Annotated in this window: 15 protein-coding genes; 4 read left to right on the top strand and 11 right to left on the bottom strand. The window is 35.6% G+C overall.

Annotated features, from left to right (window positions below):
- Positions 1 to 54: 54 nt before the first annotated feature.
- On the bottom strand, positions 55 to 1215 hold the full coding sequence (locus PVV60_RS03730) for a cysteine desulfurase family protein (protein ID WP_273723212.1): 1161 nt from the start codon (positions 1213 to 1215) through the stop codon (positions 55 to 57).
- A 161-nt stretch (positions 1216 to 1376) separates the two neighbouring features.
- On the opposite strand from PVV60_RS03730, the gene PVV60_RS03725 reads away from it, so the two are divergent.
- From PVV60_RS03725 to PVV60_RS03715, 3 genes are all read left to right on the top strand, one after another.
- The gene (locus PVV60_RS03725; RefSeq protein ID WP_273723210.1) at positions 1377 to 2057 is read left to right on the top strand and encodes an alpha/beta hydrolase; all 681 of its coding nucleotides are present in this window, start codon (positions 1377 to 1379) and stop codon (positions 2055 to 2057) included.
- 315 nt (positions 2058 to 2372) lie between these two features.
- On the top strand, positions 2373 to 3626 hold the full coding sequence (gene tyrS / locus PVV60_RS03720; protein ID WP_273723209.1) for a tyrosine--tRNA ligase: 1254 nt from the start codon (positions 2373 to 2375) through the stop codon (positions 3624 to 3626).
- Between the two features lie 190 nt (positions 3627 to 3816).
- Positions 3817 to 4302: a peroxiredoxin gene (locus PVV60_RS03715; RefSeq protein WP_273723207.1), complete on the top strand. Its 486-nt coding sequence runs from the start codon at positions 3817 to 3819 to the stop codon at positions 4300 to 4302.
- Positions 4303 to 4633: 331 nt separating this feature from the next.
- Here the strand turns inward: PVV60_RS03715 and prfB are convergent.
- From prfB to PVV60_RS03700, 3 genes are all read right to left on the bottom strand, one after another.
- A protein-coding gene (gene prfB, locus PVV60_RS03710; protein WP_273723205.1) for a peptide chain release factor 2 occupies positions 4634 to 5762 on the bottom strand; the annotation gives its coding sequence in 2 pieces (ribosomal slippage) (positions 4634 to 5692 and positions 5694 to 5762; 1128 coding nt in all).
- A gap of 160 nt (positions 5763 to 5922) precedes the next feature.
- Positions 5923 to 8388 (bottom strand): penicillin-binding protein 1A, encoded by a 2466-nt coding sequence (locus tag PVV60_RS03705; protein WP_273723203.1) that lies wholly within the window; start codon positions 8386 to 8388, stop codon positions 5923 to 5925.
- Positions 8389 to 8556: 168 nt separating this feature from the next.
- Positions 8557 to 9786, bottom strand: a complete 1230-nt coding sequence (locus tag PVV60_RS03700; protein WP_273723201.1) for an N-acetylmuramoyl-L-alanine amidase — start codon at positions 9784 to 9786, stop codon at positions 8557 to 8559.
- Positions 9787 to 10373: 587 nt separating this feature from the next.
- Between PVV60_RS03700 and PVV60_RS03695 the strand changes: the two genes are divergently transcribed.
- On the top strand, positions 10374 to 13004 hold the full coding sequence (locus tag PVV60_RS03695; RefSeq protein WP_273723199.1) for a ribonuclease E/G: 2631 nt from the start codon (positions 10374 to 10376) through the stop codon (positions 13002 to 13004).
- An 87-nt stretch (positions 13005 to 13091) separates the two neighbouring features.
- Here PVV60_RS03695 and PVV60_RS03690 read toward each other — a convergent pair whose 3' ends face one another.
- From PVV60_RS03690 to proS, 7 genes are all read right to left on the bottom strand, one after another.
- Complete coding sequence (locus tag PVV60_RS03690; protein ID WP_273723197.1) at positions 13092 to 13703, bottom strand: invasion associated locus B family protein; 612 nt, start codon at positions 13701 to 13703, stop codon at positions 13092 to 13094.
- A 1628-nt stretch (positions 13704 to 15331) separates the two neighbouring features.
- On the bottom strand, positions 15332 to 16171 hold the full coding sequence (locus PVV60_RS03685; RefSeq protein ID WP_273723196.1) for a hypothetical protein: 840 nt from the start codon (positions 16169 to 16171) through the stop codon (positions 15332 to 15334).
- A gap of 210 nt (positions 16172 to 16381) precedes the next feature.
- Positions 16382 to 19882, bottom strand: coding sequence for a transcription-repair coupling factor (gene mfd / locus PVV60_RS03680; protein WP_273723195.1), 3501 nt, complete (start codon positions 19880 to 19882; stop codon positions 16382 to 16384).
- A 5-nt stretch (positions 19883 to 19887) separates the two neighbouring features.
- On the bottom strand, positions 19888 to 20175 hold the full coding sequence (locus tag PVV60_RS03675; protein WP_273723194.1) for a succinate dehydrogenase assembly factor 2: 288 nt from the start codon (positions 20173 to 20175) through the stop codon (positions 19888 to 19890).
- Between the two features lie 66 nt (positions 20176 to 20241).
- Positions 20242 to 20922 (bottom strand): ABC transporter ATP-binding protein, encoded by a 681-nt coding sequence (locus PVV60_RS03670; RefSeq protein WP_273723192.1) that lies wholly within the window; start codon positions 20920 to 20922, stop codon positions 20242 to 20244.
- A complete protein-coding gene (locus tag PVV60_RS03665; protein WP_273723191.1) occupies positions 20922 to 22190 on the bottom strand; it encodes a lipoprotein-releasing ABC transporter permease subunit in 1269 nt (422 codons plus the stop codon). The genes PVV60_RS03670 and PVV60_RS03665 overlap by 1 nt, the downstream gene beginning before the upstream one ends.
- 11 nt (positions 22191 to 22201) lie before the next feature.
- The gene (proS, locus tag PVV60_RS03660; RefSeq protein ID WP_273723190.1) at positions 22202 to 23527 is read right to left on the bottom strand and encodes a proline--tRNA ligase; all 1326 of its coding nucleotides are present in this window, start codon (positions 23525 to 23527) and stop codon (positions 22202 to 22204) included.
- Positions 23528 to 23638 lie beyond the last annotated feature (111 nt).

Here is a 23638-nt window from a genome sequence, read left to right as displayed (position 1 = left end):
AAAAATTTCAATCAAACTTACCTTATTTTTAAAATAATTCTAATTTTTATAACGTTATGATGTGAAATCTTCCTCTTTTTTCCTGCTTATAATTTGAGAAAAAAACGATAGAAAATCATCAATATCTTCAGGAGTTGTATCCCGTCCTAGCGAAATGCGAATGGCACCATTTGGAATATGATACCCCATTGCCTCCAACACTTTGCTTTGTTTTACTTTTCCCGAAGAACAAGCTGAGCCGGCTGATATAGAAAATCCTTCTAAATCAAAGGCAATTTGCATTGTTTCAGCTTTTATATTTTTCACGGTGAAGTAAGTTGTATTTGGCAAACGTTGAACTTTTTTGCCAAAAATCTCAACATTTTTACTTATTTTTTGTAGTCCATCTTCTAATTTATTGCGTAAATATATTAACTGTCTTATTTCCTCTTGTGTAAAACAATCAGCCATTGCTGCCCCAAAAGCAGCAATAAGGGGTAATGCTTCTGTTCCTCCACGGAGACCTTTTTCTTGTCCTCCCCCAATAATAAGAGGGTGTGGCATGAGAAGATTACCACATGAAACAAAAGCACCAATTCCTTTAGGACCACCAACTTTATGTGCAGACAGTATAAAAAAGTCTCCTCCTAGCTGATTAATATCCACGAAATTTTTATCGACATATTGTGTCAAATCAACAATAAGAGTGCCTCCTAAAGCCCGAACAATAGCGGCGATTTCTGTTAACGGTTGAATAACACCCGTTTCACTATTTGCAGCTTGAATAGCAACAAGAGGTAAACCTTTTGTTTTATCGTGAGCTGTTAAGAGTGTTATTAATTTATCTTGTTGAATGAGCCCATCTTGATCAACAGCAATGACGCTTATCAATTCTTTAGAAAAACGCCCTCCCTCAGCAACAGAGGGATGTTCAGTCGCTCCAAGGTAAAGATGGGAAAATTGAACTTTTGCATTCCCCATATTATAAAAGGGTGTTAACAAAGTCATTGCTGCTTCACTCGCACCAGAGGTAAATACCACGTGATCTGGATCTGTTTTTAGATTTTCAGCGATTTGTCGACGTGCCTTTTGTAACAAAGTTTTAGCCGCACGCCCTTCCTTATGAACCGATGATGGATTACCAAATATCTCTAAAGATTCCAGTAACGCCATCCGTGCCACTTTTTTGAGCGGTGTTGTTGCGTTATGATCAAAATATCGGCGTTTTATAACCATTTTACATCGCAATCATTAATCTTATGAATTGATTAAAAAAATAGCGTAATTTTCTTGAAAAGTGCACTAAAAAAAGAATATCTAATAATTATTTAAGAGATTCTATGGTAAAAGTCGACCAAGGTCAATGAACGCCTTTTATTGCATTTAAGGAGCATTTTATGCCAGAAATTATTTTTAACGGTCCCGCGGGTCGACTCGAAGGGCGTTATCAACCTTCACAACAAAAAAATGCCCCCATTGCGATCATTTTGCATCCTCATCCACAATTTGGTGGAACTATGAATCATAAAATTGTCTATGACCTTTTTTATATGTTCCAGCAACGTGGCTTTACAACTTTACGTTTTAACTTTCGTGGTATTGGTCGTAGTCAGGGTGAATTTGATTATGGAATAGGAGAACTTTCAGATGCTGCTGCTGCTCTTGATTGGGTGCAAACACAACACCCAGACTCTAAAAATTGTTGGGTAGCAGGATATTCATTTGGAGCATGGATTGGTATGCAGCTTTTAATGCGCCGACCGGAAATTGAGGGATTTATCTCTGTTGCGCCTCAGCCTAATGTTTATGACTTTTCATTTCTTGCACCTTGTCCCTCCTCTGGACTTATCATTCATGGCGGTATCGATAAAGTTGCTCCGAAAAAAGATGTTCAAATACTTGTCGATAAATTGAAAACACAAAAAGGTATCATCATCACACAAGAAATATTGGAAGAGGCTAATCACTTTTTCAGTGGATGTCATGAAGAACTTATTGAACGATGTGCTCACTATTTGGATAACCATATCACCAATGAACTTCTCTCTCCTCCTCCTGAAATACTTTCACTAACTTAGGAAAACAGGATAGATTTATAAAAAAATCAGCGAAAATCGTCTCTGATCATAACAAAGTAATTTTTTAGTCTGTATTTAGAGCTTTTCTAAATTTTATTTCAGAATAGAAATGAGAATAACAAAATATCTTTTTTCTATCACTGAGATAGTTTCTTTTTTAGCGTAAAAAGCAAATAATACCTGTATTATTTATCTTTATATTATTGATATGTCTCTTTCTCTTGTGATGTGTGCATCAGTTATGATAGATAACGCTCATTATATAATCACCTATTATATGAAATGAATGCACTCTTAAATTAGGAAATTGAATCTGTGTTTGCCTTTAAATCTGATTTTTTACACATTATGAGCGAACGTGGTTTTATCCACCAAATTTCAGATGAAAAAGGCTTAGATGATCTTTTCTCAAAAGAAACTGTAAGCGCTTATACTGGATTTGATCCAACAGCATCGAGTTTACATGCTGGAAGTCTTCTTCAAATTATGATGCTTTATTGGTTACAAAAAACGGGTCATCGCCCCATTGCTTTAATGGGCGGAGGGACCGGATTGATCGGTGATCCTTCCTTCAAAGATGAAGCGCGACGCCTTTTGACACAAGATGATATTGCTGCAAATATTGATAGTATTAAAAAGGTATTTGCTAACTATTTGACATTCGGTGACCGAGAAACTGATGCGTGTATTGTGAATAATGCTGAATGGTTATGTAATTTAAACTACTTAGAATTTTTGCGTGATGTAGGAAAACATTTTTCTGTCAACCGTATGTTATCATTTGATTCTGTCAGACTGAGACTTGAGCGTGAGCATTCTTTGTCATTCTTAGAGTTTAATTATATGATTCTGCAAGCTTATGACTTTGTTGAACTTTATAAACGTTATGGGTTGCGTATGCAAATGGGGGGCTCTGATCAATGGGGCAATATTATTAACGGAATCGAATTAGGGCATCGTTTAGGAACACCACAATTATATGCGTTAACATCACCATTGCTGACAACCTCTTCCGGTGCCAAAATGGGTAAATCGTTGAATGGAGCTGTATGGCTGAATGCGGATATGCTTTCACCTTATCAATTTTGGCAATATTGGCGTAATACAGAAGATGCTGATGTAATACGATTTCTAAAGCTCTATACCCCATTGCCAATGGATGAGATTCTTAAACTTTCTGTATTACAAGGAACAGAAATTAACGAAGCAAAAAAAATTCTTGCAACAGAAGTTACAGCAATGTTGCATGGACGTGCTCTCGCCAATGCTGCAGCAGAAACTGCTCGCAAAACGTTTGAAGAAAAAACTCTGGGAGAAAATCTTCCAACTGTTGAAATTAATGCCTCAGAATTAAAAAAAGGTGTTGGATTGCTCACTCTTTTAGTACAAGCAGGACTCGCTAAATCTAATAGTGAGGCACGCAGACACGTTCAAGGTGGAGGTGTGCGTGTCAATGATCAAATTATTGAAGATGAAACACATCTTATTATTGGAGAGGATGTCAGTGTAGAAGGAATCATTAAACTTTCTTTCGGTAAGAAAAAACATGTTGTGATGAAACCAGTATAATCTTTTGTTGTTTTGTTTATGTTGTTAACGTCGACCTTGTTCTTTCAATCCAATCATTGTGATAGGGTGAGTTTTGTTAGGAAAATAAAGATCTCTTCAAAACAATAATATTCTAGAGAGTTGAATAGTTCTTTTCTTGTGTGTACTCTGATATCTTTTACCTGTTATACAAGAAAGAAAGACGAAAAAAATGACAAGACCAATGAAAGGTGCTCTTGCTCCTGATTTTAATTTGCCGCGCGATGGAGGAGAGACAGTGTGTCTTTCTGACTTTAAAGGAAAACCTGTTGTTTTATATTTTTATCCAAAAGATGACACCAGTGGCTGCACAATCGAAGCACTTGATTTCACAAAATTAAAGATGAAATTTGATGAAATCGGTGTTGCTGTTATTGGAATCTCTCCAGATAATGTAAAAAAACATGATAAATTTAAAGTAAAACATGAACTTGATGTCATCTTGGTTTCTGATGAAGAAAAAACAACCCTCGAAGCTTATGGTGTTTGGGTTGAAAAAAGCATGTATGGACGCAAATATATGGGAGTTGAACGGAGTACTTTTTTAATTAATGCAAATGGAATAATAGCAGAAGAATGGCGCAAAGTAAGCGTATCAGGGCATGCTGAAAATGTTTTAGCTACAGCAACACTTTTACATCATAATGGTAATTTGTAAATTGAGTGTTTGATTTGCCTTGAAAAGCAAAAATTATCCTCTGAATTGATTTTGGGTTTTCAACGGATTCAATTTTTACAATATATTGATTTATAAGGATAATAATTGTTTTATATTTATATTAGTGCTCCGAATATCGCAAATTTTTCTTATTTCAGATTCTTCCTATCACTTGCAATATCATAAAGCAGGATTGGCGTGTGAGAAAAAATTGAAGAAAGGAACAAACCCTCCCCTCTTTGAACCTTTAAAGTATCAAAGGCTATCATAACATCATAACAAACGAACAGCTTAAGAAAAAATCTACATGGCTTGAAGGAAGAGTATATAATTAACGAATATCCTCAATTTCTTTGTCTTTTCCATAAATGCGCCGTGCAAGTGCTGCCTCTATAAATGCATCTAAATTACCATTAAGTACGGATTGTGGATCCGTATTTTCAATCCCTGTACGCAAATCTTTGACAAGCTGATAGGGCTGAAGAACATAAGATCTAATTTGATGTCCCCACCCGATTTCTGTTTTAGAAGATTCAGCAGCATTGGTTTCTTCTTCTCTTTTTTTAAGCTCTTCTTCATAAAGCCGTGCACGCAACATCGACCAAGCCGTAGCGCGATTTTTATGTTGAGAACGCTCTGTTTGACATTGAACAACAATACCCGTTTTTATATGTGTGATGCGAACAGCGGAATCTGTCGTGTTAACATGTTGTCCTCCTGCGCCCGATGCACGATATGTATCAATACGCACGTCTGCCTCTGAAACATCAACTTCAATATTGTCATCAATAACTGGATAAACCCAAATGCTCGCAAAAGAGGTATGGCGCTTTGCATTCGAATCAAATGGAGAAATCCGCACCAAGCGATGAACGCCTGATTCTGTTTTTAACATTCCATAAGCATTATGCCCTTTTACAAGAATAGTCGCTGACTTTATCCCTGCTTCTTCCCCATCATGAATTTCTAAAATTTCAACCTTCATTTCATGCTGTTCAGCCCAGCGCATATACATACGTAAGAGCATAGAAGCCCAATCTTGGCTTTCTGTTCCCCCTGCTCCAGCATGAACTTCTAAATAGGTATCATTCGGATCCGCCTCTCCTGAAAGAAGTACATCAATTTGCCTTTTATCGATCTCATTTTTAAGATTGCGTATTGAATTTTCTGCATCAGCGATAATTTCAACATCGCTTTCTTCTTCACCCATCGCGATAAGCTCAATGCATTCTTCAAGTGTTCTTGTAAATGATAAAAGACCATTGATTGAATCATCAAGACGCTGACGCTCACGCATCATATCCTGTGCTTGTTGTGCATCATCCCATAATGACGGATCTTCCGCTTTTTGATTAAGATATTCGAGACGCTTTAGTGATTGATCCCAGTCAAAGATGCCCCCTTAGCAATTGAATTGCTTTCTGGATTTCATCAACTAATGTTTCTATTTCTGCTCGCATAATTTAACACCGTATTTTTAAACACTCTTTCTGGTTATGTCCCTAGAATCTTATACAAATTTGATAGCTTCTGTGAGGAAATAGCATGGATTTATCATTCTATTTACAGGACCAACACTGTAAAAAAACCATAGCTTATGACAAAAGGAGATTTTGTTGATTAATACAACCCACCTGTCCCACTTTCAAGGGCTTTATTGACTTGTGGAGAAGTCGTTACTGCTGGAACACCTTCTTGAAAAGAATTTGTACCCCCAATAACTTGATATATATCAGCAGGACCAGTTCCTGGTTTAAATGCTTCTATAATGACATCTTGATCTCCTCTTTCTGCAAGCATTCCTGTTTTCCGATTAATTGGCATTAAAATCATACCCTTCGGCATCTTAAAGGGAACATCTGGCTTCCCTTTAAGAGCATCTGCCATAAACTCACCAAAAATAGGTGCAGCTAATGAACTTCCGGTTCCATTATATCCTAACGGAGCAGGTTGATCGTAGCCGATAAAAATACCAACGACAATGTCAGGAGTAAATCCCATAAACCATACATCTTTAGAGTCATTGGTTGTCCCTGTCTTAGCAGCAATATGTCGATTAAGATAACGTAAACGTGCTGCAGTACCACGCTGAACAACCCCTTCCATCATGGATGTAATCTGATAAGCCGTCATAGGGTCAAGAACTTGATCTCGCTCATCAATCAATGTGGGTTCACGTTGATTATTCCATGAATGCGTATTACAATTTTCACAAATACGATCATCATGACGATAAATTGTCTTTCCATAACGATCTTGAATTCTGTCTATCAGAGAAGGTTTAATAGAGCGCCCTCCATTGGCAATGACTGAATAAGCTGTAACCATTCGTAATACTGTTGTTTCACCAGCTCCTAAAGCCATGGGAAGATAGGGCTGCAATTTATCCACTACGCCAAAGCGTTCTGCATATTCAGCGACAAGAGGCATTCCCATATCATTGGCAAGCCGTATTGTCATAAGATTACGAGAACGCTCAATACCATACCGCAACGTTGAAGGTCCTGCAAAGGTACCTCCATAATTTTTGGGTTGCCAAACTTCACCATTATATTGACGAACTTCAATGGGGCCATCTAAAACAACAGATGCTGGTGTATACCCATTATCAAGAGCTGCTGCATAAACAAAAGGCTTAAAAGCAGACCCCGGTTGGCGATAAGCTTGGGTTGCACGATTGAATTCAGATGCGGCAAAAGAAAATCCTCCCACCATAGCAAGAACGCGCCCTGTATGAGGTTCCATAGCAACAATTGCACCTTCAACCTTTGGAATTTGTTGTAAGCGATAAGTGTTGTTTGTATTGGATAGTTTTTCAACAAAAATGACATCCCCAACTTGCAGAACATGAGATAAGTTCTGAACAGTTTTTCGATAACCATTTTCTTTTACAACATGCAGTGCCCATTTTGAATCAGATTCAGATAAAATAGCAATTTCCCGTTTTTTTGATAATATACCTGAAGCTTCGCGCTGTGGCTGTAAACCAATCTCTACTTTATTGGGATTAGTAGAAAGAACAACAGCTAAACGCCATTCAGGAACATCACTTAGTCCCGTGATATTTGCAAGTTCTATCCCCCAATCACCTTTCTCATCAATATGTGCATAAGCTCCACGCCATCCTTGCGAATGATCAAATCTAATTAACCCAGCGTGCAAAGCACGTCGCGCAATAAGTTGTAAATGCGGATCAAGCGTTGTACGAATGGAAAGCCCACCTTCATAAAGTGTTTTAGCCCCATAGCGATGTATTAAACGACGCCGCACTTCTTCAGTAAAATAATCAGCCGCAAAAACATAGCTATCACTTCCACGTATTGTCGCTCCTAAAGGTTTAGTTTTCGCTTTTTCACCTTGTTCACGCGTTACATATCCATTTGCAATCATCCGATCTATAACCCAATTGCGCCGATCAATAGCACGTTGTGTATTCTTAAATGGATCATAATTTGCTGGTCCTTTTGGAAGAGCAGCCAAATAAGCACATTGTTCTAGTGTCAAATCATTGACGGATTTATTGAAATAGGTCAAAGAAGCAGCTGCTATACCATAGGTACCACGACCCAGATAAATTTCATTGAGATAAAGTTCGAGAATATGCTCTTTTGAATAAGTTTTCTCAATACGCATTGCTAAAATAGCTTCCTTAAATTTACGCTCTAACGTTGTTTCTGAACTTAAAAGGAAGTTTTTAGCGACTTGTTGCGTTATAGTTGATGCACCCTCTGGACGTCTTCCAGAACCAATATTACGAATATTATTGATCAAAGCTCGAGAAAGTCCTTCGGGATCTAAACCAAAATGATGATAAAAGTTTTTATCTTCAGCCGAAATAAAAGCATTTATAACAAGCTTTGGTATTGATTGAATCGGTAAATAGAGGCGATGTTTTGTTGCAAACTCTGCCATAAGACGGCCATCAGAAGCATGGACGCGAGTCATTACCGGCGGCTCATAAAGTGAAAGAACTTCATAATCAGGCAGTGCATTTGCTTGACCACTGGTCATAACACCCCACGTTATTGCACCAAAAAGTCCAATAGCAACAAAAAAACGAAGAAGATATCTTAAAAAAATCATCATAAAAACGGCTATCGCTTTCTTAAGCATTAATCAAAGAAAAAATACGTTACTTCCAATACACCAAGTGGATATCACCACAAGATTGAGATCAAGAGAATTTGTTTTCTATCTTTTATTTATACTAGGGTATACTAGAAGCCCATATTGATACCCTATTTTCTCACAAATTTAAAGAGGCTGTATCATTTTCTGCCTATAATCAGCAAATTGACGAATAGAATGAGCAATAGAGGCTGCCATTTGTTTTCTCCAATGAGGATCATTTAATAACTTTTCGTCCTCTTTATTGGATAAATAACCTATCTCTATCAGGACGGAGGGTATATCTGAAGCTCTTAAAACTTGAAAATTAGCATACCGATGTGGGTTATTAATCAAGTTAATATGATTTTTTGATAAACTTGAAATAACACTATTTGCAAAATTAACCGAAAATGTATGTGTTTCACGTCGTGTAAGATCCATCAAAATATCTGTAACTTCGAGTGTTTCATCTGCAGGCAAACCATCGAGCAAATCAACTTTATTTTCATTTTCAGCTAAAGATTTTGCAATGGCATCAGAGGCTTTATCTGATATGGTATACACGGTGGCACCGCGAAGAGAATGTAGATCAATCGTATCTGCGTGAATAGATATAAAAAGATCAGCATCAAACTCTTGCGCTTTTTTAACTCTTTCACTTAGTCTTAAAAAAATATTGGAATCTCGCGTTAAAGCAACAGTAATATGAGAATCCTTTTGTAATTCGTCTCGCAATGCACGTGCAAAGTCTAAAGTCACATCTTTTTCTAAAATTCCAGTAACACCCCGTGCACCACCATCAATACCACCATGACCAGGATCAAGAACAACTCGGAAATTATATGCTGGTATTAACTGTGTTTTTGTATCAAAATTGGCCCTTTGCTGTTTTTTTAATATCTCATCAAATTTTTCTTGTGTACTTTTACGAATATCAATCAGCAACTGCCATAAACCATTATTTAATTTTTTTACGACACTTTTTTCAACAACAAAAACCGTTTTACTTGTCAAAATAATGCGTGAAGTCTGTATGTCAGAGAAAGCATAACGCACATCTGAAAGCATAACAGTTGATGTATTCTGTTTCTTTAAAGGCGTATTTTGCATCGAAAAGTCAATTGTAGGTAAATTGATGACCAAACGTGCTGGCCTGTCCAAAGTCTGTAAACGAACATTTGGTTTTGAATTGAAAACCGCAATAATACGCGTATGAACACTATCACCAATGGTTCGAAAATTAACAAGTCTCAAAGGATCTGCGGCTTGAACACTGGTTTGGAATAGCAAAAAACATAATAAAAAGTATGTGACGAGCACAATAACATCCCCATAAGCTGTTTTCAGCTTTTTGGTAAAAAAAACTCTTATCATAAGCAAAATACTCTACATTACATTTGTAATAATTTATCTTGGTTATATAAAAACGATACACCAATTTATTCTCTATTTTTCACTAAAAGCTAAATAAACACCCAAAAACAAAATTAAAGTCATAAAGATATTATCATTATACATGATTTACATTGTTACTTGCCAAACGCATGATATCAACATAAAAGAATATTTATGCTTCCTAGCTAATAATAGTCATCTAAATTATCTGTAACTCATATTAAGTTGTCTTTAGAGGTTTTTTGCCTATTATGTGTTGAGACTTTTTTATGGATGAAAAATTTCTATGTTATAACATTAGGATTGCATTACTTAAGATTCGTTGGTTCGGATATCCGAACTGTTTTAAAGATTATTTTACCGGAGACTTTTAAGAAATATGAGTCATAAAAAACAGATGGAAATAAAGATGAGAAATGGTGTAAATGCAGTCATGCCTCTGCACGTGGTGTTCCGTCCTGTTTTTCTGGTACTTCCCTTTTACGGCAGACAGCCTTTTATGTTTACGAATAGTTATAGTGTTCGTTTGAATAAAATTGTGCATGTCGCCTTCAGGATATTAACTTATGTCAAACAAAATGCTTATAGATGCCTCCCATCCGGAGGAAACACGTGTTGTTGTTGTTCACGGCAACAAAATTGAAGAACTTGATTTTGAATCAGAGCATAGAAAGCAGCTCAAGGGGAACATTTATCTTGCGCGTATTACGCGTGTAGAACCTTCTCTCCAAGCAGCTTTTGTTGAATATGGTGGAAACCGACATGGTTTTTTAACATTTTCTGAAATTCATCCTGATTACTATCAAATTCCTATTGCGGATCGTCTTGCTCTTCTTGAAGAAGAAGAAAAAGCCGCTGTAGGAGAGAATTCTGTAGATGCCTTTACGGAAGAAGCAACTAACAATAAAAAACGCTCCAGAAGAACAAAAAAAAATGGAAAAAACAAAGTCATAGCTGCCGATATTGAAAATGATATCACATCTGAAACGACAATAATTGATACTACAGAAGAAGCATTAAATGCCGATATCTCTTATGATGAGATCGAAATGGTCGGTGCTGAGGACATTCGTGAAGAGCTCCCAATTTATCAAAGAAAACAAGGGCGTCAGTATAAAATTCAAGAAGTCATTAAACGACGTCAAATTTTGTTGGTACAAGTCATCAAAGAAGAGCGTGGTAATAAGGGTGCTGCCCTTACAACATATCTGTCTCTAGCAGGTCGTTACTCTGTTCTAATGCCCAACACAGCACGTGGTGGTGGTATTTCACGAAAAATTACGAATGTACAAGATCGTAAGCGTCTTAAAGAAATCGTAAAAGAATTAGCAGTTCCAAAGGGTATGGGCGTTATCTTACGAACTGCTGGTGCCAATAGAACAAAAGCTGAAATTAAACGTGATTATGAATATCTTATGCGGTTATGGGATACTATTCGCACTTTGACACTCGAATCAACGGCGCCGTGCCTTGTCCATGAAGAAAGTAATCTCATCAAGCGTTCTATACGAGATCTTTACAATAAGAACATTAGTGAAATTCTTGTCTCTGGAGACCAAGGATATCGTGAAGCGAAAGACTTTATGCGTATGCTTATGCCAAGCCATGCAAAAGTTGTGCAACCTTATCGTGATCCTACACCCATTTTTGCAAGAAATAATATTGAAATTCAACTTGATAAAATGTTGCAACCACAGGTTTCTTTGAAATCTGGTGGTTATCTTGTTATTAATCAAACAGAAGCACTTGTTGCTATTGACGTAAATTCTGGCCGCTCTACGAAAGAATTCTCTGTCGAAAAGACAGCCTTACAAACTAACCTTGAAGCTGCTGAAGAAGTGGCGCGTCAATTACGCTTGCGTGACCTTGCTGGTTTAATCGTGATTGACTTTATTGATATGCTAGAAGAACGTAATGTGAAGCTGGTCGAAAAAAAATTAAAAGATTGTTTAAAAAATGACCGTGCTCGTATTCAAGTAGGTCATATTTCACACTTCGGCCTTTTAGAAATGAGTCGTCAACGTATTCGCATATCGGTTTTAGAAAGTACAACACAGCCCTGCCCGCATTGCGCAGGAACAGGAAATATACGTTCTGAATCATCAATTGCGTTACATGTCATGCGCTCAATTGAAGAATATCTTCTTCATAATTCGCAATATAATATTATCGTGCGCACACCCGTAGCAACGGCACTTTATGTATTAAATCATAAACGCAACATTCTTGTTAATTTAGAAGCTCGCTTTAAGCTTAATATTAGTATTGAAGCAGATGATAGTATTGGAACGCAACATCTTGTTATTTCTAAAGGATCAATAGCAGAGAGCATTTCTCGACCTTCATTGGAAGATGCCAATAAGCAAGAAATTGAAGATTCTATTTTCATAAAGAGTGAATCTATTGAAAATCCTTCTCCCGTTGAAACAAATCAAAAGCGTCAGCGCAAAAATCGTCACGGTGAAACTGCTGATCCCTCTCTCTCTAACGTTCATAAAAAAGAAGATACCTTAAATGATGATTCTTATCGTCGAGGACGTCGTCGAGGACGTCGTGGTGGTCGACGCAATCAAGATAATAGTTTTCATCAGATTCGCGTTCCTTACGCAGAACCAGTGGGAGATTTTGCTAAGCAGGCTTTAGCAGAAATTAAAGCAGAACATCGCAAACGTCGTGCTTCATCTGCTAAACCTTTTGAACTTGAAGAAACAAAAAATAATACACAAGCTCTAGATATACAACAACAGGGTGAGTCTAAAAAAATTGATACAAGTATTAAACCTAAAAAACGTAAAGCACGTTCTTCAAAAGTAGCAGAAAATCAACTTTCTTTAGAGAATGATCAAAATGTCGTAGAACAAAAATCTCTTGAAGAAAAAACTAAAACCAGTTCGATACGTAAAGCTAAAACAAAAAAAGTAGATAAATCTATTCATGAGGTAGAAGATAAAACTCTTGAAAACAGTAAAAAATCAACACGTGGAACACGTAAAAAATCATCTTCTAAAGAGGCAACGCAAATACAAAAAATATTAGAGAAAGAAACTGTAACCGAGATAGAGGAAGTTATCGAAACCTCTCCTTTCCAAATTGAAGAAACAATTAATCAACCCGTTGTTATTTCATCAACACCTAATGATTCTTCTAAAACCGAACGTATTGGTTGGTGGAAACGAAGAATTCCTTCGAAAAACTAAGAATTAAAAAAACCGCCACAGAAAACTGCGGCGGTTTAAATAAACAATAATAGAAAACAATTCAACCAATTCTATGATGTGAGTTTATTACTTTTGTTTTGCTTTTTCTTGCTCAACCCGCATACGTTCTTCAATTTCTTTTTGATTTGATTGAATTGCTTGCTGCAGCTTTATTTGTTCTTGTTGGAAATCTTTTTCCTCCATACCAGGACCGGTATAGGCTGCTGTAAATCCATTAAGAGAAAATTCAATAGGATTAGCTGAACCACGGAAATTAACTGTGGTTACAACCATTTTTGTACCACTTTTCATAGCTGCTATAAGCTTATCATCTAAGACATCATTGGCAATACAACTTGGTCCATTACAAATAATATAAGGAATTTTTTTAGAGAAGTCATCACCAATTTTAATTTGAACACCTTCTGGCAAAAAACGACCTGTAGGCACTTGAATACCTATACGTTTTTCATTTTGCTTCCCTTTTATTTCAACAAGATTAAAAGCCGTTAAAGGTTGTCCCGTATTCGATAATACAGTATTCATTGTATTACAAATATCAACATCATGCTGCTTACTGCAAACTTTGTACCAACCTTGTGATAAAGTTTGCGCATTTGCAGAAATACCAGCTATAAGAAAAAGGGCAGCTGCTCCAACTAATACTGAAACAGCAGAATAAACATTTTTATGCGACATGATTAAGTTAATCCTTTCAACGCGCTCTTAAGTAACTTCAAAAAAATATTAAATATAATTCCAACTTAAATTTATTAAATTATAATGAAATAACAATTAATTTTACTATTTTTACTTCAATATATAAAAAAAAGTCAAATTTAGAGAAAAAACTACGATGAGCCATTCTAATTTTTATACACCCATATAATTCCCCTCTTCATCACATTGGTATTTGATGCAATCTATCCATAAAACACCTCTGTGCATTCCAATTAAGATTACACAAACGAATCAATATTGCAATATTAATTAAAATAAACTTCAATACTACTCTAAAAATCTTACTAATTAAACTTTTTACATTTATTACTCTTCATGTTAAGCTTATGGAGCCTTAGCAATAGGTGTTGCAATGCATGAATCTCCAAAATATCAGGTAAATTTTACTGTTTTTCTTATGTGCCTCGTGTAATACACAAAAACAAAATCATTTACGGTATTATTGAAACATTGGATGAATTAAAGCCACTTATTGTCTAAAATTTCTGCATAATTGTAAGAGAACTTTTTGGTAATGGACAATCTTCTGCCCTTGTTTACAAAACAATGGTGATACGCTTTTGTAATAAAAATTTTATATTCCATAGCTTTTAACTAAAAAGTTTAGTTTAAAAATAAGCTACTAAAGAAGTGCTTTTTTCTTAATTAAACAACACATTTTCTTAGAGAAAAAATCTATAACTGCTGAAAATATTTTATTTATAATAAACTTCCTTAAAATATAATAACATATTAATTTATAATAATAATTTATCTTTTTTCTATATTGTATGAAAGATCCTAATAGCGTAAACTTCTCTTATATTGAAACAATAAAATTTATCCACTTGCACATCACAAGAGGAGTTAGTTTTATAGATAAAACTACTGAATAAAGGAATAAAAATACCCTCTATGAATCATCTTACGTGCCCAAAGGCATAATAAATTTATGCTCATATATTAAACATTTATATATTACAGCTCTGTACAAATATTATCTCTCAGCTTTATAACGTGAATAAAAAATATAGCTTTTATCAATTTATTTTAAGTTATTTCTCAAATAAAAGAATTTGTTAAAATGATAAATTCCTATAATTTTTTCATCTTTCACAACATCAAAGATACAAATCGTCAATGATTTAAATTTTAAGCAAAAATGAATTCAAAATATCATTTTGTTTTCTTATATAAAACAGTGAAATATCTTTCTTATTGTATTAACGAAATATGATTTATGATATGAGATGTATCCTTATTAAAATAATAATCAGATAAAAATATACAAACACAAAAAACAAGCATAAAAAAGATATATAAGATTATTACTTAATATGTATCTTATATGATATAATAGTAATATCTTATATGTATAAAATTATTTTATTATAAATAATAATTTAAAAAATTAAAAATATATTATCACTAGACTATTTTCACTATTGTTTAGTATATCATCTTAATTTATCTGTATTTATCTGAGTAAATTTTTAATAGGATATTCTTATAGCATTATTCTTCATGAAGTGTCTAAACTACAATTTTAAGAAAATTAAATATTTTTCTATTTTTAACACATTTCTACATAAATCAAACAATACTTTTTAATTGAATAATTCTTCAACATGAGAACGCATACGATCTATAATATTCTTTCTCTTGTTTGGAAGCATTATATTATGTACTTCCTTAATGGTTCTGCAAAACACAGGTGCATTTTTCACAAACCAATTATCTCCTGTAAGACTATTTTTTATATCGTCAAATATTTGTTTTTCATAACTATAAGAGCCATCTGTTAGTAATTCTTTAATATCCCTGACTAAATTAGGACTTATTGAATGGTTTGCGTCTTTTGCCCAACTAAAATCTTTATCTTTCCAATCAAAATCTTTGCGCAAAATAGCACCTATATCACTTTGCAGTGTATCCGCTAACGTGTTGCAAGCAATAATAAACATGAGATAATTTTTCATTATCTCATCATCACTTCCACTGTTCTCATTCATTCCCCATTCATTAAACATTTGTGTTTTTTTTAAATAGTCTTTTGTTTTAATCAACTTTTCTTCATACTCCCCTACTTCGTACTCTCTCGCTATATGTATCCTAGAGATAATTTTTTGTTTTTTTTCAAATAGATCCTGTAATTTCGAACCAAGATTATAATATTCATCCTTCATAGTTTTCAGTTTTTTGTACAACTTATTCTGTTCCCGCAAACGCTCATAGTATTCTGCTTTAGAAATATTTTTTTCCCAAATATCTAAATGAGATATACTTTCTTCAATAAATTGTATTCTCTCTTTAATATTCTTTCTTTTGTTTTTTAAATGTTGGTATTGTTCCTCAGAAAACAACTCAGCGTGAGCGTTTTTTACGCCATGCATCAAAGTGAGTAATAAAAAAACGATAGTTAGACACTTTTGTAATGAAGAAAGCATGCTATCTTTACCTAAATTTTTGTTTTTTACAAAATTTACAGAAGCTTATTGTATGCAAGTGCTATTCATTGCAGTTACGCCATCTAATCTATTTTCTTCACTGTATCAATACGTATTGTACAAAAACTCAAAATCAATATATAAGGATTTCCTTTATTATAAATTCATTTTTATAAAAATAAGTAATAATTCTAAATCAATAAAAAAATTTTAAACAGAATGTTGTTCTGCCATTTCGACAAGCTGTGTCATAATATTCGCTGCTCCAACAAGCCTTTCATCCGCTGTGAACCAATCACGAATGAGAGCAATACTTTGATCTGGTCGAATTTTTGCCATTGAACCTTGTTTTCCCACCCACTGAACAAGAGCAACACTATTTGCGAAATAGTTATTGCGAAACTGTATAACAATACCCTTTGGTCCAACATCTAATTTTTCTACATGTGCTTTTCGACACAATGTTTTAATATAAAAGACTTTAAGGAGATGTTGAACTTCAAGCGGTAAAGGACCAAAGCGATCAATTAACTCTGCTGCAAATTCATCAATTTGTTCTAAATCATCAAGTTCTGTTAAACGACGATAAAGCCCCATACGTAATGGCAAGTCAGGCACGAAACTTTCTGGTATCATCACTGTTGTACCAAGTGAAATTTGAGGAGACCACTGCTTATCTTCATTTAGCTCCCCGTCTTTTAATTCAGCAACAGCATCCTCAAGCATTTTTTGATAAAGTTCAAATCCAACTTCTTTGATATGCCCTGATTGCTCTTCACCTAAAAAATTGCCTGAACCGCGGATATCCATGTCATGGCTTGCCAATTGAAAACCAGCCCCCAAGGTGTCAAGAGATTGTAAAACTTTAAGACGACGATCAGCAGCAGCTGTTAAAACTTTACCAGCAGGAAATGTAAAGAGAGCATAAGCACGTTGTTTTGAACGCCCTACCCTACCACGTAACTGATAAAGGGCAGAAAGGCCAAACATCTCAGCGCGATGCACAATTAGGGTATTGGCTGTTGGAATGTCAAGACCTGATTCAATAATGGTTGTTGAGACCAGTACATCATATTGTCCATCATAAAATGCATTCATGATATCATCAAGTTGTCCTGCCGGCATTTGTCCATGAGCTACAACGAATTTCAGTTCTGGTACATGTGTTTTGAGATATTCTTCTACAAAAGCCAAATCAGAAATACGTGGACAAACATAAAAACTTTGTCCACCACGATAGTATTCTCGAAGCAGGGTCTCTCGTATAACAAGTGCATCAAATGGTAAAATAAAAGTACGAACCGCCATTCTATCAATGGGAGGTGTTGTTATCAATGAAAGTTCACGTACACCCGATAATGCTAACCCTAAAGTGCGCGGTATGGGAGTTGCTGAAAGTGTGAGAACATGAATATCACTTTTAAGCTCTTTTAAACGCTCTTTGTGTTTGACACCAAAATGCTGCTCCTCATCAATGATGAGAAGGCCTAACCGTAAAAAATTAACTGCACCACTTAATAATGCATGAGTTCCAATGACAATATCGATTGTACCATCTGAAAGACCTTTTTTTACTCGTGCAAGTTCTTTCGCTTTTACAAGCCTTGAAGCATGTCCAATTTTAACCGGTAATCCTTGAAAACGCGAAATAAATGTTTTGTAATGTTGACGTGAAAGCAAGGTTGTCGGTACAACAACAGCAACCTGATATCCATTTAATGCTGCGACAAAAGCACTTCGAATAGCTACTTCGGTTTTTCCAAAACCAACATCACCGCATATCAAGCGATCCATAGGCTTTCCTGAGGCTAAATCGTCTAAAACAGCATCAATTGCATTCATTTGATCTTCCGTTTCTTCATAAGGAAAGCAAGCAACAAACTCATCAAATGGTCCAACTGGTGGAAGTAAAGCAGGCGCAGCACGAGTCATACGCTCTGCAGCTATACGGATTAATTGCCCTGCCATTTCCAATAAATGTTTTTTAAGCCTAGCTTTACGTGTTTGCCAAGCAACACCCCCTAATTTATCTAAAGTTACCTCTGTTCCTTCTGAGCCATAACGTGAGAGAAGTTCAATATTTTCAACAGGTAAAAAGAGTAAATCACCTCCAGCATATCTAATTTCAAGGCAATCTCGTAAAATTCCAGTGGTTTTGATGGTTTTAAGACCAACAAATTGTCCAATACCGTGGTCGATATGCACAATAATATCACCAGAATTTAAAGCAGAAATTTCAGAAATAAAATTTGTATTATTTTTACGCCGCTTTGGCGATCTTATAAAACGATCGCCAAGGATATCTTGCTCTGCTATAACCGCTAAATCTTCAGCCTCAAAACCATGTTCTATCATGATAATAGCTGCTAATATGCGATCTCGTGGGGTTGCTTTGACAGTTTGCAAGGATTTTACAACATCTATTTTTTTCAATCCATGCTCGTCGAGAACTTGTAGCAAACGATTGAGAGATCCTTCACTCCAACACGCTAAAAGCACTTTTTTACCAGCAGTGCGTAAAGATGCGATATGATCAATAACACTTGAAAAAACATTTTTTTCCTGCGCATTACGCTCTTTTACAAAATCATATCCCTGTTTAATATTGGTATGAATAACAGTTTGTTCTAGACTTTGTGGAATATTAAAAGGCGAAAAATCAATACGCTGTGAAGATTGTTGTACATCTTTCAAAACACGCTCTGGCGTTAAATAGAAAAGACTAGGATCTATTGGATGATAAGAAGTAGAATTTTTTTCATCATTTTCGTGCTCTTTGCGCGCGTTATAATAGTCTTCAATAAGACGATAGCGCTCAATGAAGACTTCTTCTATAAGATGCTCAAAAACGATCGGTACGTTGCCACAATGGTCAAAAAAACTATCAAGGTTTTCATAAAAAAATGGAAGCCAATGTTCCATACCGGAAAAGCGCCGACCTTGAGCAATTGCTTCATAAAGCATGTTATTTTTTTGTGATACGCCAAATGTACGGGTATAATTGCTTTTAAAACGGCTGATGCATTCTGGTGTAAGAACAACCTCACTCATTGCCTGTAATAAAAGTTCAGTTTTTTGGCGTGTTGTCCTTTGACTTTCTGGATCAAATACGCGGATACTTTCTAGGGTATCTCCAAAAAAATCAAGACGTAAAGGTTCAACATCCATCGGAGAAAAGATATCAAGTATTCCTCCTCTTACAGCAAACTCACCAACATCACGGACAACCGTAACGCGTTCAAAACCATTGGTTTCTAGAAATTGAATAAGATTTCCCATGTTATTGCGCTGGCCAACACATGCGTGAATAAGCTGAGCTTCTATCATTTCACGAGGAGGCAACTTTTGCATAATCGCATTTGCTGTTGTTAATATAATTGCAGGATGTGGATCTTTACGTAAATTTGCTATGTGTGCCAATGCTGATAGTCGACGTGCCATAACAGCAATTCCTGGTGACACACGATCATAAGGCAAACAATCCCATGCAGGAAATTGAAGTACGGGTAAATTGGGCTCAATAAAATTTAAAACTTGTTGTAAATGCACAATTTTTGTTCCGTCGCGGACAAGATAGATGAGCGGTTTACCTTGTGCAATTTCTGAACTTAATTTAGCAAGCGCAAAGGCTTCAAATCCATCAATAACTCCATCTAAAATCATACGAACAGAATTATTTGGGGGAATAACAATTTTTTTAAATATAGGCATCGGGATTAATAACTTAAGAAAGTACGATAATTGGCAATATCACGAAAAAGTGGACTATCAACTTCAGAGGGTGGCGAAATTTCTCCAGTAATCCATATGAGTAAATCACGATCATCAAAAGACATAATATACTCAAGTTCAGAGAGTGTTTTATCATTCATTCCAGTAATATGGGCATCGACATAATGTCCAAAAATGAAATCCATTTCACGAATACCGCGATGCCATGCACGAAAAATCAATCGACGACGACGTACATCTAATTGATTTTTGTCAACGACAAAAACTGTCATGAAAAATCTCCTTGAATAAAGTAATATAAACTATTCAATTAATCGTATAAAATTTTTACCTTGCTTTTAAGGAAGTTCTATAATCTTTTGTTCTTTAAGTGTAATTCGTCGATGCATTTGCTTAGCCAAAGCGTAATTATGTGTTGCAATAAGAGCAGAAAGACCAGATTGACGAACAAGGATAGATAAAGCTTGAAAGACGTAAGCTGCAGTTACGGGATCAAGATTTCCTGTAGGTTCATCAGCTAAAAGAACCGAAGGGCCATTTGCTACGGCACGTGCAATAGCAACACGTTGTTGTTCTCCTCCCGATAACTCTGAGGGACGATGATCAGCACGATGAGAAACACGCAGATACGTCAATAATTTGCGCGCACGATCTTCCGCTATGGATTTTTTTAATCCTGCTATCATTTGCGGTATCATGACATTTTCTAATGCCGTAAACTCTGGAAGTAAATGATGAAATTGATAAACAAAACCAATATCATTTCGTCTTATAGCTGTTCGCTCACTATCAGAGCGCTTTGCACAAGAAACCCCCCGTAACATCACATCACCAGCTGTTGGTTTTTCTAATAATCCAGCAATATGAAGAAGTGTTGATTTTCCAGCACCAGATGGTGCAACAAGTGCAACAAGCTCTCCACGATTAAGAATAAAATTCGCTTTATCTAAAACAATAAGCGGTTTATGACTCTCGAAAAAGCGTCTTTCAATCTCTACAAGCTCTAAAATAGCTGTCATTATTCATACCTCAAAGCTTGTACGGGATCTAGCTTAGCAGCACGCCATGCCGGAATGAGAGCAGCAAGAAACGACAAGAATAAAGCCATCATAGCAACCAAGATGGTCTGTTTCCACTCAATTTGTGCAGGCAATTTTGTTAAAAAATAAAGTTGAGGATTAAAAACGTCGACATTAAATAACCAAGATATAAAGTCTTGGATATGATTAATATTCGCGGTCGCGATAACACCTAAAACTAAACCCAATATAGTTCCAATAAAACCAATCATCATCCCTGTAATGATAAATATACGCAAAATCGCACTCTGTTGAGCCCCCATCGTGCGTAAAATTGCAATATCATGACTTTTATCTTTTACAAGCATAATCAACCCTGAAATAATATTTAAAGCAGCAACAAGAACAATTAGAGAAAGAATGAAAAACATAACATTTCGTTCAATCTGTAAGGCTGAAAAAAAAGCCTGATTGCGTGTCCGCCAATCAATTAAATAGACCTGTTGATCAACTGCTTTTTCTACAACAGGTTTTATTTGATCAACCGCATCCGGATCATTTAGAAATAATTCTAAAGACTGAACCTTATCTCCTAAATTAAAAAACATTTGTGCTTCATGGAGAGGCATAAAGATAAATATTGAATCATATTCAGACATACCAACTTCAAAAATAGCAACGACTTTATAAGATTTCACACGTGGGGTAACGCCAAAAGGAGTCTCGTCACCATCTGGAGTAATAATACGAATATCTCTTCCAACTGTCAGTCCCAATTTTTCTGCTAAGCCACTTCCAATTGCAACACCTTCTTCTTGATCAAACCGAGAAATCGATCCTAATTTAATGTTTTGAGAGACTGTTTTAAGCTTTTCTAGATCTTGTTTGCGCATACCACGAACTAACGCGCCAGAGCCACCTTGAACTTCACCTTGAACAAGCGCTTGACCTTCAATAACAGGTAAAGCAAACTTCACACCGTTTGTAGCTTCTAAAGAAGAAATAAGAGTCTTATAATCAGAAAAACTAGAATCAACTGTTTGAATAATAAGATGCCCATTCATACCAAGAATACGATTGAGAAGTTCTGTACGAAAGCCATTCATCACCGCCATAACAACAACCAGAGCAAATACGCCCAACATAATCCCAATAAGAGAAATAATTGAAATAACAGATGCAACGACATGTTTTTTATTGGGGATCATATAACGAAAAGCGATCATCCACTCATAAGATGAAAACCATTTGTTTTTCAGCCTCTTCATAACATTTCCTATTAAATTATAGAAAGTTGGCTGAGCACATCTTCAACCTTTAGAGATTTTTTTATTCCTGTTTTGCGATCTTTAATTTCAACTTCATTTTGTGCAATGCTGTTAGGACCAACAATGATTTGCGTTGGCAAACCAATCAAATCCATTGTTGCAAATTTTGATCCAGGACGTTCATTTCTATCATCTAATAACGGATCAAAACCAACCTCCTTTAATCCCTGATAGAGAAACTCACACGCCTGTGTGCATTTTTCATCATCGAGTTTCATATTGATAATCCCAAAATCAAACGGTGCCATCGACTTTGGCCAAATAATACCATTTTCATCATGAGAAGCCTCAATAGCGGCCGCAACAAGACGTGAAGGTCCAATACCGTAAGATCCCATAGAGACCACATGCTCTTTTCCATCTTGTCCCATAACTTTTGCTCCCATTGGAGCAGAATATTTCGTGCCAAAGTGGAAAATATGTCCGACTTCAATACCACGCGCTGAAAGACAATTATGATCAGAAACTTTAGCCCACTCCTCTTCATTATGCATTTCTTCCGTTGCTGCATAAAAAGATGTCCATTGTTTAACAATATCATCTAAAGCAGCTTTATCACTAAAATCAATTGAACTATCGGGAACGATAAGTTCAAGAAATTGTTTATCACAGAAGATAGCGCTCTCTCCTGTTTCAGCCAAAATGATAAATTCATGACTGAGCTCCCCCCCTATTGGACCTGTATCTGCACGCATAGGAATTGCTTTTAAGCCAAGGCGAGAAAAAGTGCGTAAATAAGCAACAAACATACGATTATAAGATGTTTTAGAGCCTTCATAATCAAGATCAAAAGAATAAGCATCTTTCATTAAAAATTCTCGTGCCCGCATCACACCAAAACGTGGACGAATTTCATCACGAAATTTCCATTGAATGTGATACAAATTAAGCGGAAGATCTTTATAAGAACGAACATATGAGCGAAAAATATCTGTTACCATCTCTTCATTGGTTGGACCATAAAGTAAATCACGCTTTTGACGATCTTTAATGCGAAGCATTTCCAAACCATAATCATCATAACGACCGCTTTCACGCCAAAGATCAGCAGACTGAATTGTAGGCATCAATATTTCTATTGCACCCGCACGTTCTTGCTCTTCACGAATAATTTTACAAACTTTATCAAGCACTTTTTTTCCCAAAGGAAGCCAAGAATAAATTCCTGATGTTTGTTGTCGAATCATTCCAGCGCGTAACATGAAGCGATGAGAAACAATTTCTGCTTCTTTAGGATTCTCTTTTAAAAGTGGAAGGAAATATTGAGAAAGACGCATTGAAATAATTAACTCCTAATCAGACCTATCATATCGGAACAATTTATCACACCCTCTACTCATCTATAGCCGCATTCTGAATACTTGCAAATATAACGACCTTATTATTTA

Origin of the sequence: Bartonella sp. AU18XJBT (genome assembly GCF_028618595.1) — a bacterium.
Taxonomy (GTDB): Bacteria; Pseudomonadota; Alphaproteobacteria; order Rhizobiales; family Rhizobiaceae; genus Bartonella.
This window is presented reverse-complemented; position numbering and strand designations above follow the sequence as displayed.